Origin of the sequence: Patulibacter sp. NPDC049589, assembly GCF_040675535.1 — a bacterium.
GTDB lineage: Bacteria > Actinomycetota > Thermoleophilia > Solirubrobacterales > Solirubrobacteraceae > Patulibacter.
This window is the reverse complement of sequence record NZ_JBFAPC010000164.1, coordinates 1-12,409: the sequence shown is the minus strand read 5'-3', so window position 1 is coordinate 12,409 and position 12,409 is coordinate 1. Positions and strand designations below refer to the sequence as shown.

At 74.9% G+C, this 12,409-nt stretch carries 14 protein-coding genes; 5 read left to right on the top strand and 9 right to left on the bottom strand.

The window, feature by feature from the left end:
• A partial coding sequence (locus AB0L40_RS22730; RefSeq protein WP_364360106.1) for a hypothetical protein occupies window positions 1–554 on the top strand: 554 nt, incomplete at its 5' end.
• Between the two features lie 63 nt (window positions 555–617).
• Here the strand turns inward: AB0L40_RS22730 and AB0L40_RS22725 are convergent.
• Complete coding sequence (locus AB0L40_RS22725) at window positions 618–1,601, bottom strand: D-glycerate dehydrogenase (protein WP_364360103.1); 984 nt, start codon at window positions 1,599–1,601, stop codon at window positions 618–620.
• A 144-nt stretch (window positions 1,602–1,745) separates the two neighbouring features.
• Here AB0L40_RS22725 and AB0L40_RS22720 point away from each other — a divergent pair, with 144 nt between their 5' ends.
• Together AB0L40_RS22720 and AB0L40_RS22715 are read left to right on the top strand one after the other, a co-directional pair.
• Entirely contained in the window at window positions 1,746–2,096 is a 351-nt protein-coding gene (locus tag AB0L40_RS22720; RefSeq protein ID WP_364360100.1) for a VOC family protein, read from the top strand.
• Complete coding sequence (locus AB0L40_RS22715; RefSeq protein ID WP_364360108.1) at window positions 2,033–2,362, top strand: metalloregulator ArsR/SmtB family transcription factor; 330 nt, start codon at window positions 2,033–2,035, stop codon at window positions 2,360–2,362. The genes AB0L40_RS22720 and AB0L40_RS22715 overlap by 64 nt, the downstream gene beginning before the upstream one ends.
• A gap of 129 nt (window positions 2,363–2,491) precedes the next feature.
• On the opposite strand, the gene AB0L40_RS22710 is transcribed toward AB0L40_RS22715, so the two are convergent.
• Together AB0L40_RS22710 and AB0L40_RS22705 are read right to left on the bottom strand one after the other, a co-directional pair.
• Window positions 2,492–3,532 (bottom strand): beta-eliminating lyase-related protein, encoded by a 1,041-nt coding sequence (locus AB0L40_RS22710; protein ID WP_364360097.1) that lies wholly within the window; start codon window positions 3,530–3,532, stop codon window positions 2,492–2,494.
• The gene (locus AB0L40_RS22705) at window positions 3,529–5,673 is read right to left on the bottom strand and encodes a DUF6421 family protein (RefSeq protein WP_364360094.1); all 2,145 of its coding nucleotides are present in this window, start codon (window positions 5,671–5,673) and stop codon (window positions 3,529–3,531) included. Before AB0L40_RS22705 ends, AB0L40_RS22710 begins: the two co-directional genes overlap by 4 nt.
• Before the next feature lie 79 nt (window positions 5,674–5,752).
• On the opposite strand from AB0L40_RS22705, the gene AB0L40_RS22700 reads away from it, so the two are divergent.
• On the top strand, window positions 5,753–6,193 hold the full coding sequence (locus AB0L40_RS22700) for an Lrp/AsnC family transcriptional regulator (protein ID WP_364360091.1): 441 nt from the start codon (window positions 5,753–5,755) through the stop codon (window positions 6,191–6,193).
• Between the two features lie 176 nt (window positions 6,194–6,369).
• Here AB0L40_RS22700 and AB0L40_RS22695 read toward each other — a convergent pair whose 3' ends face one another.
• The 5 genes from AB0L40_RS22695 to AB0L40_RS22675 all read right to left on the bottom strand — a co-directional run bounded on the left by AB0L40_RS22695 (window position 6,370) and on the right by AB0L40_RS22675 (window position 10,538).
• Complete coding sequence (locus AB0L40_RS22695) at window positions 6,370–6,768, bottom strand: ASCH domain-containing protein (protein ID WP_364360088.1); 399 nt, start codon at window positions 6,766–6,768, stop codon at window positions 6,370–6,372.
• A gap of 149 nt (window positions 6,769–6,917) precedes the next feature.
• The gene (locus AB0L40_RS22690) at window positions 6,918–7,553 is read right to left on the bottom strand and encodes an NUDIX domain-containing protein (RefSeq protein WP_364360085.1); all 636 of its coding nucleotides are present in this window, start codon (window positions 7,551–7,553) and stop codon (window positions 6,918–6,920) included.
• Complete coding sequence (locus AB0L40_RS22685) at window positions 7,553–8,266, bottom strand: Crp/Fnr family transcriptional regulator (RefSeq protein ID WP_364360082.1); 714 nt, start codon at window positions 8,264–8,266, stop codon at window positions 7,553–7,555. The genes AB0L40_RS22690 and AB0L40_RS22685 overlap by 1 nt, the downstream gene beginning before the upstream one ends.
• Window positions 8,267–8,665: 399 nt before the next feature.
• Window positions 8,666–10,000 carry a DUF4349 domain-containing protein gene (locus AB0L40_RS22680; protein WP_364360079.1) on the bottom strand — a complete coding sequence of 445 codons (1,335 nt, stop codon included), beginning with the start codon at window positions 9,998–10,000 and terminating at the stop codon, window positions 8,666–8,668.
• Complete coding sequence (locus AB0L40_RS22675; protein ID WP_364360076.1) at window positions 9,987–10,538, bottom strand: RNA polymerase sigma factor; 552 nt, start codon at window positions 10,536–10,538, stop codon at window positions 9,987–9,989. The genes AB0L40_RS22680 and AB0L40_RS22675 overlap by 14 nt, the downstream gene beginning before the upstream one ends.
• Before the next feature lie 101 nt (window positions 10,539–10,639).
• Here AB0L40_RS22675 and AB0L40_RS22670 point away from each other — a divergent pair, with 101 nt between their 5' ends.
• Window positions 10,640–11,479 (top strand): aminoglycoside phosphotransferase family protein, encoded by an 840-nt coding sequence (locus AB0L40_RS22670; protein ID WP_364360073.1) that lies wholly within the window; start codon window positions 10,640–10,642, stop codon window positions 11,477–11,479.
• A gap of 25 nt (window positions 11,480–11,504) precedes the next feature.
• Here AB0L40_RS22670 and AB0L40_RS22665 read toward each other — a convergent pair whose 3' ends face one another.
• A complete protein-coding gene (locus AB0L40_RS22665; RefSeq protein ID WP_364360070.1) occupies window positions 11,505–12,254 on the bottom strand; it encodes a glycerophosphodiester phosphodiesterase in 750 nt (249 codons plus the stop codon).
• Window positions 12,255–12,409: the final 155 nt, after the last annotated feature.

Genomic DNA, 12,409 nt, shown 5'->3' with positions numbered 1-12,409 from the left:
GCCTCCCGGGCGGTACCGGCGATCGCGGTCCGCGCCTGCTCACCGCCTGGCGCCGCACCTACGGCGCCTCGCCCGCCCACCTGCTCCTGCACCTCGCCGCGATCACCCTGATCGCCTGGGTGCTGTCGCAGTCCTTCGACGCCCGCTACTCCGCGTCGTACCTCAACCTCGCGATCTGGATGGTCGCCGGCGCGATCATCAACGACTTCGTCGCGATCCCGCTCTACGTCGGCGCCGACCGCGCCGCACGCGGCCTCTGGGGGCGGGTGCGCGGGCCCCGGCCCGCCGGTCCGAGGACCGCGCCCCGCCCCGGCACCGTCCTCGGCAACGGCCACGTCCGCGTGCCCCTCGCGATGTCCGCCGTCCTCCTCCTCGTCTACTTCCCCAACATCGCCCACAAGGCCCCCGCCGGACACCGCCTCTCGACCGGCCTGGCCGAGCAACCCGACTACGCCACCCGCTGGCTCGCCATCACCGCGGGGCTCATGGTCGCCTCGGGCCTGCTCCACCTCGCGCGCCGGGCACTCCACCGGAGACCGACCGCCACCGGATGAGCGTCCACGTCCAACCGCTCACCTCGCCCACCACGTCGAGGTCGTCCCCCGGCGCGCCGGCCCTCAGCCGCGCAACGGCGGCACGAGGTTCGGCGGCGCCTCGCCCCCGAGCACCGCCGCGACGTTGCGCAGGGCCATGTGGGTCATCGCCGTGCGGGTCTCGACCGTCGCCGAGCCGATGTGCGGCAGGCAGACCAGGCGCGGCTCGTGCAGCAGCGGGTCGGCGGGGTCGCGCAGCGGCTCGGCCGCGAAGACGTCGAGGCCGGCGGAGTGCAGGCGACCCTCCCGCAGGGCCGCGAGCAGGGCGTCCTCGTCGACGACGCCGCCGCGCGCGGTGGACACGAGCGTGCCCCGCGGTCCGATGAGGTCGAGCTCGCGGGCGCCGATCAGGCCCTCGGTCTCGGGAGTCCGGGGGACGTTCAGCGAGACGACGTCCGAGCGTTGCAGGAGCTCGTCGAGTCCGACGGCCTCGGCGATGCCGTCCGCCGGCTTCGGGCTGCGGCTGTGCTGGAGCACGGTCATCCCGAATCCCGCGCCCCGGCGACCGACGGCGGCGCCGATGTCGCCGTAGCCGACGATCCCGAGCGTCGCGCCCGCGACGTCGAGCCCGAGGAACGCCCGCGGGTCGAAGGCGCCCCACTCGCCGGCCCGTGTGGCGTCGACGGCCGGGACGAGGACACGCCGGGCCATCAGGATCAGGGCGAAGGCCAGGTCGGCCGTCGCGTCGGCGAGCACCCCCGGCGTGTGCGTGACCGCGACGCCGTGGGCGCGAGCGGCATCGAGGTCGACGTTGTCGAAGCCCACCGCCACGAGCGCCACGACCTCGAGCCGCGGGTTGGCGGCGAACAGCGCCTCGCCGACCTGGTCGGGCGTCGAGATCACCAGCGCGTCGCAGTCGGCGGACAGGGCGATCAGGCCCTCGGCGTCCGGCGACTCGCCCTCCGCCGGCAGCACGACCTCGGTGCCGTCCGGGAGCGCGGCGCGCTCGAGCCCGGGGAAGCCCCGGCGGGAGAACGCGATGCGGGCGGACGGGGTCGCGGAGGCCATGCGCGGAACGCTAGCGGCGTGACGATGCAACGGCGGACGCCACCGCGGATCGGCTGGGCCCCGGGGCCACCGGCGGATCCGGGCGCCGATCCGTCGAGACCTTCGCACCTTGCATATTTCGGAACCTTCCGAAATACTGCGCGCATGTCCGATTCCCATCACCCCGCCGGCGGCCTCGCCCACTTCGACATCGCCGGCCCGGACGTCGACCGGCTCCACGGCTTCTACCGGAGCGTCTTCGCCTGGGAGATCGACGTGAAGGGCCCGGGCTACGCCCTGGTCCGCACCCCGGAGGGCACGCCCGACGGGGCGATCGTCGAGGCTGACGAGGGGTCCCTGACCGTCGGGGTCGTGGTCGACGACGTCGCCGCCGCCGTCGCAGCCGCCGAGGCCGGCGGGGGCGCCGTCGTGATGCCGCCCACCGACAACGGCTGGGTCGTGAAGGCCCAGGTCGACGACCCGGCGGGCAACCGTGTCACCCTGATCCAACGCTGACCGACGACGACCTCACCGAGCTGCTCCGGGCGCTGGCCCACGAGGAGCGTCGCCGACTGCTGCGCGCGTGCCTCGCGGCCCCGCAGGCGGCCGGCGACCTCGTCGCGGCCTCCGATCTCACGGGACCGAGCGTGTCGGAGCACCTGAAGGTCCTGCGCAAGACCGGCCTCCTGATCCTCGAACGCGACGGGCGCTTCCGCCGCTACCGGACGAACCCGGAGCTGCTGCGGACGATCGCCGCGGCCGTCGGGGACCTCGGCGACTGAGCGGCGGATCGGGCCCGGCGGGCCCGAGGCGGCGTGTCGCCCGGGACGGCGCCGCGACGGCGCGACCGAACCGCTCGGCGGCGGAGACGGCGCCACCGCCGAGAGCCGCGAGCGGTCCCCCGGGTCGCGTCAGTCCGCGACGACCACCGCGTCGCAGAGCGCCGCGACCCGCGCGGCGAACGCGTCGACCTCCGCCTCGGTCGTGTCCCAGGAGCACATCCAGCGGACCTCGCCGGTCGACTCGTCCCAGGTGTAGAAGCGGGCGTCCTGGCGCAGGCGGTCGGCCACGCCGTCCGGCAGGAGCGCGAAGACCGCGTTGGCCTGCACGCGCTGCGTGAGCGTGACGCCGGGGACGCCCTCGACGGCGGCGGCCAGGCGGGCGGCCATCGCGTTGGCGTGCGCGGCGCTCGTGCGCCAGAGGTCGCCCTCGAGCAGCGCGATGACCTGGGCGGCGAGGAAGCGGCCCTTCGACGCGAGCTGCAGCGTCTGCTTGCGCAGGTAGGTGGCGCCCTCGCCGATGTCGTCGTTCAGGAGCACGAACGCCTCGGCGCCGAGCAGCCCGTTCTTCGTGCCGCCGAAGGAGAGCGCGTCGACGCCCAGGTCGGTCGACGTGGCCGCCAGCGGCACGCCGAGGCCGGCCGCGGCGTTGGCCAGGCGGGAGCCGTCGACGTGCAGCAGCAGGTCGTGCGCGTGGGCGTGGTCGGCCAGGGCGCGCAGCTCGCCGGGCTCGTAGCGCGTGCCGAGCTCCGTGCTCTGGGTCACCGAGACGACGCGCGGCTGGACCGCGTGCTCGTCGCCGACGCGGGTCAGGTGGCGGTCGACGAGCTCCGGCGTGAGCTTGCCGTCGGGCGTCGGCAGCGTCAGGAGCTTGGTGCCGCCCATCGCCTCGGGAGCGCCGCCCTCGTCGACGTTGACGTGGGCGGTCTCGGCGCAGATCACCCCCTGCCACGGGCGGCAGAGCGCCCGGAAGGCCAGGACGTTGGCGCCCGTCCCGTTGAAGACGAGCCAGGAGCGCGCCGACGGCCCGAAGTGGTCGCGCAGCAGCCCCTCGGCCCGCTGCGTCCACGGGTCCTCCCCGTAGGCGACCGCGTGGTCGACGTTGGCCTCGGCGATCGCCGCCAGGACCTCGGGGTGGACGCCCGCGTAGTTGTCGGAGGCGAAGCCCTTCATGCAGCGATCGTCGCAGGCGCGGCCGTGCGCGACGGGCGCTCCAGTGCCGGCTGCATCTTCAGGCGCAGCGACGTGTAGAAGATCGAGAGCGGGAACTCGTCGTCGAGCACCTCGTCGACGTGCACGCGCGGGTCCTCGACCTCGGCCAGCGGCTGCGAGGCCCAGACGGAGCCCGCGGCCGGCGGGACGTACGTCGCGACCAGGGCGTGCGCCGCGCGCCAGTGGCCGAGCTTCGTGCGGTCGATGCCCTCGCGGTAGAGGTCCTCGACGAGGGTGCGGAGCTCCAGGACCCCCTCGGCGACGTGGTCCCAGTCGATCGCCAGGCGGTTGTCGGTCCAGTGCACGCGCCCCGTGCGGTGCAGGTAGGCGAACAGCAGCTGGCCGCCGAGGCCGTCGTAGTTGCGCATCCGCGTGCCGGTGACCGGGAAGCGGAAGAGCCGGTCCAGCAGGATCGCGCGCTGGGCGTCGCGGGCGACGGCGACGCCCTGCTCCTCGAGCAGCACGGCCTCGCCGAACGCCGTCAGGTCGCAGCGGAGCTCCTCCAGCGCGTACATCCAGTACGGCATCCGCTGGCGGATCATGAACGGGTCGAACGGCAGGTCGCCGTGGCTGTGGGCGCGGTCGTGGACGAGGTCCCAGAGCAGGTACGCGTCCTGCGCCGCCCGCTGCGAGGTGCACAGCGCCGCGACGTCCGGCGGCAGGTCCAGCCGCAGGATGCCCGCGGCGGCGGTGACGGTGCGGCGGAAGCGCTCGGCCTCGCGGTCGCAGAAGATGCCGCCGAAGTGGTTGGCGGCGCGCTCGGCGACGGAGACCGTCTCCGGGAAGAGGACCGCGCACTCCGAGTCGTAGCCCGAGGTGTGGTCGACGAACGTGACCGGGACGAACTTCTCGTTGTCGTAGCGCTCGCGCTCCAGGTGGGCGAGCCACTCCGGCCACGGGACCCGGACGAGCAGGGCCTCGAACGCGGTGTCGCGCGAGCCGTTCTGCTTGTACATCGGGAACAGCACGAGGTGCTCGACGCCGTCGCGGCGCTCGAGGTCCGGGCGGAAGGCCTCGAGCGAGACGCCGAAGTCCGGCACGCCGAAGCCCTCGGCGGCCCACCGGCGCAGGTCGGCGACGACGGCCTCCAGGTACGCGGCCTGGTGGGGCAGGTGCGGGGCGAGCGCCTCCACGGCGGCGACCACGTCGCGGACGTGGCCGGCGGCCTGGGCGGCGGAGCCGGCGTCGTCGGGCGACGCCAGAGCGCCGTCGGGGCGCTGGAGCAGGCGCAGCGCCTCGACCGCGCCGACCAGCGACGCCCAGGCGGGATCGGCGTGCGCGGGCGACGGGGCGCCCAGGTCCTCGTCCGCCATCGAGGGCGTGGCGAGCCAGGAGGCGAGGTTGCGCAGCAGCGCCTCGTGGTCGCCGTCCGCCAGGCAGTCGTCGCCGAAGAGGTCGGAGTCGCCGAGGACCGCCACGCGGCCCAGGCCGGCGGTCGCGACCGCGGCGAGCGGGGCGTCCGGCGTCGACGCGGTCGAGGCGGTGCGCAGCAGGGCGCGGGCGTCGCCGGAGAGGTCGAGCGTCGCCGCCCGGTAGAAGCAGGCCGAGGAGACGCCCGCCAGCAGGTCGACCCCGTCGATCCGGCCCTGGGCGCCGCGGGCCGGCGCGGCGAGGATCCAGTGCGGCGCGCGGTGGTGGCGCGCGTAGTCGGAGACGACCTCGTTGCGAACGGCGATGCCGTACGGCGCGAGCAGCTCGGCGACGTTGTTGCCGTACTTGTCGTGCTCCTCCTCCGCCATCACGAGCAGCCCGCCGCCCGCGGCGACGTGCGCGTGGATGGCCTCGATCTCGTCCGGGTGCAGGAGCGGACCGTCGCCCGGGACGGTCCGCTCCCACCGGGGCTCCGACGGGTGGGCGATGACGAGCACGTCGACGTCGGCGAGCACCTCGGGGGTGAGGAGCCCCGTGGTGTGCGCCCGGACGTCCAGGTCCCAGCGCCGCAGCCGCTCGGCGGCCTGCGCGTAGGAGGAGTCCTCGGGGTGCGACGGCTGCATCTGCCGCGCCACGTCGGGGCGGATCGTCCACGCCTCTCGGTGCGCTTCGTCGAACAGCACCCGCGCGAGCGGGCGACGGGTGGGCACCGGGGGGAGTTCGAGGTTCATGGCGATGGGGGACACGCTACGGACCAATTCACCCCATGTCGATGCCATTCTGCATCGAATTCGTGAAAGAATCGAACGCGTGGACGACATCGACCGGCGGATCCTTTCATTGCTCCTCGAGGACGGGCGAAGGACCTACGACGACGTCGCCGCCCGGGTCTCGCTGAGCGCGCCATCGGCCAAGCGGCGGATCGACCGGCTCCGCGCGTCAGGCGTGCTGCGGGGCTTCACCGCCACGATCGACCACGGCGCCCTCGGGTACCAGACGGAGGCCCTGATCGAGCTCTTCTACGGCCCCGCCGTCCAGCTCGACGAGGTCGCGGCGTCGCTGCGGGTCCGCCCCGAGGTCGTCGAGGCCTGGAGCGTCACGGGCGAGCCCGACGCCATCGCCCGCGTCCGGACCCGCGACAACCTCGACCTCGAGCGCCTGATCCGGGACCTCCAGCGCGACGGCCAGGTCATCCGCACGCGCTCGCAGATCGTCCTGTCGCGGCTGGTCGGCCCGGGCGAGGCGCGGTAGACGAACGGACGACAGAGCCCGGACGACGCGCGGGTGGACGCCAGGTGTTCGTGGACCGAGGAGGTCGGTGCGGGCGACGTGAGAGGTGTGCACCCGCACTGCCGAACGTCGTTCCCCGACACGGGCCCGCCCACCTCCCAGATCCGAAGCGTCCACGGACGCCTGGCGCCGCCCGCCTAGTTCTGGGCGCCGCCGATGCCCAGACGGGCGTCGGTGTAGCCCGGCGGGCTCGAGATGATCTGGCTGAAGCGCACGACGGTGACGATGTCGTCCTGCGTCACCGTGCGTCCGTAGATCTGCTCGAGGAAGTGGATGAGCTCGTCGTGCCGGCGGAACTCCGGATTGTCGTGCTCGATGTCGCGCGGCGAGAGATCGCGGACACGCTTGACCTCGACGGCGTCGATGACCGCGTCGAAGATCTTCTCGCGCGGGGAGAACTGGTACCCGATCGTCACGAGGACCGCCTGGTTCTTGCGGTACTTGTGGGACTTGTCGCCCAGTCTGATCGTGGCGGTCTTGCGGCCCCGCTTCAGCTGGTCGGCGAAGATGCGGGAGTAGAAGTTCAGGACCTGCATGCCGACGGAACCCTAACGGCCAGTGGGCCTCCGGGCGATGGTCTGCACGCAATCCACCCGATCGGCACGGGGTGTCGTGGCGACGCGACGACCGTCCACGGGCGCCCGTGGACGCCGTCCCGGGGTGTCGGCCGGGCCCGCCGCGCGGCTCAGCGGCCGCCGGACGTGCGCGCCATGGCCTGGGCGACCATCTCGCGGTCGCCGGGGAAGGCGAGCTCGTCGAGCGCCTGCTCGAGCGGCATCCAGTAAGCGCGGGTGACCTCGAAGCCGTCGGCGATCGGCTCGCCCTCGACGTGCGCGCAGAGGTACATGCGCACGGTCTTGCGGATCCGCTTGCCCTCGCGCTGGTACCAGTAGACGACCTCGCCCAGGCGGGCCGTGATCGAGGCGGAGACGGACGTCTCCTCCCAGATCTCGCGCAGGGCGGCGGTCGGCGGGTCCTCACCCTCCTCGGGGTGGCCCTTCGGCAACGTCGCGATGGTGCGGCCGTCCGGCCGAACGGGGTTGATGACCAGGCAGGAGCCGTCGCGCACGACGACGCCGCCGCACGAGAACTCCTTCTCGGCCGGCGGTAGGCTCCCGCCGCCCCCGCCCCGCCCGCCGCGACCGCCACGGCGACGCCGCCGCCCGGAGCGCGCGGGACCGCCCGAGGCCTGCGCCCCGCCGGTGCCCTGCTGCGGTTGTTGCTTCGCCGAGCCGTCGGCGGCGGGCGCGTCGGCCGGTCGGCCGGACGCCGGGTCCTTGGCGGCGCGGCCGGATCGCCGGCCCCGCCTGCGCCCCGCCATCAGTACACGTAGCGGTCCAACGCCGCCGGATCGTGCACGAGGATGCGCCCCCGGCCCTGCTTGAGGACGCCCGCGCGCTCGAGCACCGCGAGGAAGCGGCTGGCGGACTCGCGGGAGCTGCCGGCCAGCTGGGCGATGTCCGCCTGCGTGATGCGGATCTCGACCTCGGCCTCCTCGTTGCCCTCCTCGCGGGCCTGCTCGACGAGGCGGGTCATGACGCCCGCGACACGGGACTGCACGGTCTGGAAGGACTGGCGCGAGAGGCGCTCGTTGGCCTCGCGAAGGCGGCGGCCCAGCGAGACGACGAGCTTGGCGGAGATGTCCGGGTGCTCGCGCATCAGGCGACGCATGTCGCCGGCGAGGATCGCGAGGGCCTGGACGCGGTCGAGCGCCTCGACGGTGGCGGAGCGGCGGTCGGTGTCGAACATCGCGAGCTCGCCGAAGATGTCGCCGACGCCGAAGTGAGCGAGGGTGATGGCGCGGCCGTCGGGGTGGTGGCGCACCGCGCGGCAGTGGCCCTCCTTGACGACGTAGCACGTGTCCGACTTGTCGTTCTCCCGGAAGATCACCTGCTGCGGTGAGAACCGGCGGGGGACGGCGACCTCCGCGACCCGCTGGAGATCGTCGGCCCCGAGCGTCTCGAAGACCGGGACCCGGCCGAGCAGCTCGAGCGTCGGATCGATGTCGTTGATCTGATGCTCGGTGGCGCCCACCCCATGTGATTACCACACACAACGGTCGAACGCGACGAATTGCCCGGACGTCCGGACCCCTTCGTGTGACGTCTGGACACACCTGGACGGACGGTTCCTGGGGGTTCCGACATCCGTGTGGAGCCCGGGCGGTGCCGTCCTCGGCCGGCCGGACCGCTTCGAGGGCCGCGGCGGCGGGGTCGGGGCCGGGCCGGTGGGCGCGGGGACGGACGCGGCAGGCAGGACGGAGCCGGGCGACCCCCGGACCCCCGGTCGAAACCGGACACCCCGTGGCCGACGATCGACCGCGCGCCCCGCGGCCCCCCGGACCCCCGGTCGAAACCGGACACCCCCTGGCCGACGATCGACCGCGGCCCTCGCCACCGCGCCGCGGCGACCCGGCCCCGGGGTCCCGGGCCGTCAGGCCTGGTCGATCACGGCCTCGCGGCGGCGGGCGGCGGCGCGACGGCGGATCACGAGACCCAGGCCGCCGAGGGCCGCTAGGGGCAGGACGATCACGCCGCCGATCAGGAGGACCCCGCCGCCGACCTCGAGCACGCGGCCGGCGTCGCCCCAGGCGTCACCGATGCCCCAGGAGTCGTCGTCGGCCACCGGGACCGGCTCGTCCTCGGCGGCCTTCGTCGTCGTCAGCCGCAGGTCGATCCGCGAGGTGGCGGTCTGGCTGCGCAGCTGGTCGACCTGGCCCTGGAGGGCGGCGACGCGGGAGCTCAGGAGGTTCAGCTCCCGGCGGCGCGCGGCGCGCCTGGCCGGGTCGACGGTCTTCGCCAGCTGGAGCCGCGCCGCGGACCGGTCGGCCCGCAGGTCGGCGAGCTGGTCGGCCAGCGACGCCGCCTGGTCCGTGACGTCCGTGGAGGACCGCTGCAGGCGGACGGGGCGGCCGATCCTCGACAGCGCCGCGACGGTGGCGTCGAGGCGGCCGGTGGGCACCACGACCTGGAAGGTGCCGCCGGCCCGCGCGCCGCGCTCGCGGATCTGGGACGAGGCCAGGTAGCCGCCGGCGTCCTGGACGATCGTGGTGACCCGCTCGGCGGAGCGCGCGACCTGGCCCGGCTCGACGCGCACGGTCTGGTCGACGTCGCGGATCACGCGGCGCTTGGCGTCCAGCGGGGCCTGCTTGGTGGGGGCGGGGGCGATCGAGGTGGTGGAGGGCGCGGCGCTGTCGGCCGTCGCCGACCCGGAGCGGGACTGGAGGTCGATCGTGCCGGACTCCCGCGAGAGCCTGCGGAGCCCGCTCGCGGAGGCCGACGAGGCGGCGCTGCCGGCGGAGGAGCCGGACGAGGTCGCGGAGTCCCCCGATCCTGCGGAGGGCGCGGCGCTCGCCGGGCCCTCCTGCGTGCCCGGGTCCGCGGACAGCGCGACCGCCGACGTCACGGAGTCGCCCGTCCCCGAGGAGGATCCGCCGCGCACGGCCACCCCCACCGGGAGCGCCACGGCGACGACCACCGCGGCGGCCAGCCCGGCGCGCCACCGGCGGTCGGCCGGCATCCGCGACCCGAACGTCCGGCGCGGCGGAGCGGCCTTGGCGGCCTGGACGCGCTCCTCGATCCGCATCCGCGCGCCGACGTCGAGCTCGGGGCGGCCGGCGCGGACGTCGGCGACCAGGGCCCGCAGCTCGCGGTCGAGGTCGTCCAGCGGCGGGTCGGCGTCGTCGGACGCGGCGGCGTGGAGGGCGGCGTCGAGGCGGTCCAGCTCGTCGACGACATCGGGATCGAGGCGGGGCTCAGAGCGCAGCACGGCAGGACTCCCGGAGGGTGGTGAGGACGCGGTGCAGGCGGCTGCCCGCGTTGGTGGTCGAGATGCCGAGGACCTGGGCGATCTCGGCGTTGGTGAGCCCGGCGTGGAACTTCAGCGCCACGAGCTCCCGGTCGCGGCCGGGCAGGGCGTCGATCGCGCGGGCGACGGTGGAGGCGCGGCGTGCGGCCTCCTCGCGCTCCGCCAGCGCGTCGGCGTGGTCGGGGACCGCCGTGTCCGGTGGGTCGTGGGTCAGCTCGGCCCCTCGCCCCCGGCGCCGGAGCTCGTCGACCGCGGCGTTGCGCGCGATCCCGAAGATCCAGGCGCGCGGCTCGCCGCGGCGGGGGTCGAAGCGGCCGCGGCGACGCAGGGCCCGCTCGAACGTCGTCGCGACGACCTCCTCGGCGGCCGACGGGTCCCGCACGACGGTGCAGGCGTAGGCGTGGAGGTCGTCGGCGCAGGAGCGCCACAGCGCCTCGACGTCGAGTGGCGGGGTTCGCGTCATGGCCGACGGCAGCACGGCGGTGGCTGACTCGCTCATGGGGACACTACGGCGCACCCCCGGAGGCGTCACGGAATTGGTGCGGACGGCGTGCACGACGCCCCCGCGCCGGCGGCGGGAGCGTCTGCGAGATTGCCCGGATGGCGAGCGACCTCGATCGACGGGCCCTGGCGGCCGCAGAGGCGGTCGCGGACGCGCACGCGCTGGCGCACGACGCGGCCGAGGTCGTCTCCTCCGGGAGCAACGTGCTGGTCCACCTGCGTCCCGCCCCGGTCGTCGCCCGCGTGATGTCCGGGACGGTGGCGCTCCACGACGATCCGTCACGCTGGCTGCGGCGCGAGGTCTCGGTGCTCGAGCACCTCGCGCCCTCCGGCCTGGCCGTCGCCCCGAGCCCGTCGATCCCGCCGGGCCCGCACCACCACGACGGCCTGTGGATGACCTTCGTGACGTGGGTCCCCGACGTCGGGCGGACCACGATCGACGACCCCCGCCGGCTCGGTCGCGCGCTGCGGGACCTGCACGACGCGCTGCGCCCGTTCGACGGCGACCTGGCCGGCATGGCGGGCCTGCGCGAGGACATCGGGCGCCTGCTCGGCCGGCTCCGCCCCGCGGACGACGCGGAGTCCGCCGCGGTCGCGGCGCTCGGCGCGCGCCTGGACGCGCTCCGCGACGTGGTGTTCGCGTCGGACCTCCCGGTGCAGGCGCTGCACGGGGACGCGTCGCTCAGCAACCTGCTCCACACGCCGAGCGGCCTCGTCTGGAACGACTTCGAGGACACCCTCCGCGGGCCGGTCCACTGGGACGTGGCGGGCTTCGTCATCGCCCTGCGCAACCGCGGCGCCGGCCCGGACGTCGTGCGGGGGATGCTCGACGGGTACGGCTGGGGCGACGAGGAGGAGCTCGCGCCGTTCTTCGCCGCCCACGAGGTCTACGACGAGGTCTGGCGGCGGTACGACCGCCGGCGTCGCCGGCAGGACTGACGCCCGCGTCGGCCCGCCGCTCGATTCACCAGCGCAGCAGGCGCGGGTCGTTCGAGGTGATGCCCGTGACGCCCAGCGCCGCGATCGCTGCGGCTTGGTCGGCGTCGTCGACCGTCCAGACGTAGAGCTCGCCGTGGGCCGTGATCCGGCGGACCGTGGTGGGCGTGACCAGCGACCAGTGGGCCATCACGGCGTCGATGCGGCCGGCCCGGAGCTCGCGGACCATCAGCGGCGGCAGATAGCGGCGCGCCGCGAGGATCATGCCGATCGTCGGGACGCGCGTCCACGGGTTGGCGTACCAGTCGCGGGAGACCCGGGGGATCGAGCGCCCGAGGCGGACGCCGGGGTCGATCCGCCGCAGCTCGCGCAGGGTCGGGACCTCCATCGCGGAGACGATCACGCGGTCGGTCATGCGGCGGTCGCGCAGCGGCGTGGCGATCCGCTCCTCGCAGCCCGGGACCTTCGCGTCGACGTTGATGCCGAGGTGGGCGAGGTCCGGCTCGCGCAGGCGGTCCAGCGCCTCGTCGTACGTGGGCGCGTCGGGACGGGCGGCGAGGTCCCCCGGGTCGTGCGCCAGGCGGAGCCGGCCGTCGGGGCAGGGCAGGACGTCGAACTCCACGACGTCGACCCCGAGCGTGGCGGCGTGCTCGATCGACGCGATCGTGTTGCCGGGCACGACGGCGTGGCAGCCCATGTGGCCGAAGCGCAGGGTGCGGCCCTCGGCGCGGGCGGCCGTGCCGGGCCAGGCAGGGCGGGAAAGGGTCTCGGGGACCATCGGACGATGGTCGCGGACCTCGTCGCCGGTCGCTGTGACGTCCTCGTGACGGCGGTCACCGGCGGGATGGTCGGCCGTCACGACGCGCGCTCCACGTCGACCGACACCGCGACGCCGTCGTGGAGGCCCCCGCCAGACGCGTTCCGGCCCCGGGC

Bases quoted from the DNA above. Each gene is read 5' to 3' on its own strand.
- AB0L40_RS22725 (WP_364360103.1), bottom strand. From the start codon at position 1,601: ATGGCCTCCGCGACCCCGTCCGCCCGCATCGCGTTCTCCCGCCGGGGC.
- AB0L40_RS22720 (WP_364360100.1), top strand. From the start codon at position 1,746: ATGTCCGATTCCCATCACCCCGCCGGCGGCCTCGCCCACTTCGACATC.
- AB0L40_RS22710 (WP_364360097.1), bottom strand. From the start codon at position 3,532: ATGAAGGGCTTCGCCTCCGACAACTACGCGGGCGTCCACCCCGAGGTC.
- AB0L40_RS22705 (WP_364360094.1), bottom strand. From the start codon at position 5,673: ATGAACCTCGAACTCCCCCCGGTGCCCACCCGTCGCCCGCTCGCGCGG.
- AB0L40_RS22695 (WP_364360088.1), bottom strand. From the start codon at position 6,768: ATGCAGGTCCTGAACTTCTACTCCCGCATCTTCGCCGACCAGCTGAAG.
- AB0L40_RS22690 (WP_364360085.1), bottom strand. From the start codon at position 7,553: ATGGCGGGGCGCAGGCGGGGCCGGCGATCCGGCCGCGCCGCCAAGGAC.
- AB0L40_RS22675 (WP_364360076.1), bottom strand. From the start codon at position 10,538: ATGAGCGAGTCAGCCACCGCCGTGCTGCCGTCGGCCATGACGCGAACC.
- AB0L40_RS22670 (WP_364360073.1), top strand. From the start codon at position 10,640: ATGGCGAGCGACCTCGATCGACGGGCCCTGGCGGCCGCAGAGGCGGTC.
- AB0L40_RS22665 (WP_364360070.1), bottom strand. From the start codon at position 12,254: ATGGTCCCCGAGACCCTTTCCCGCCCTGCCTGGCCCGGCACGGCCGCC.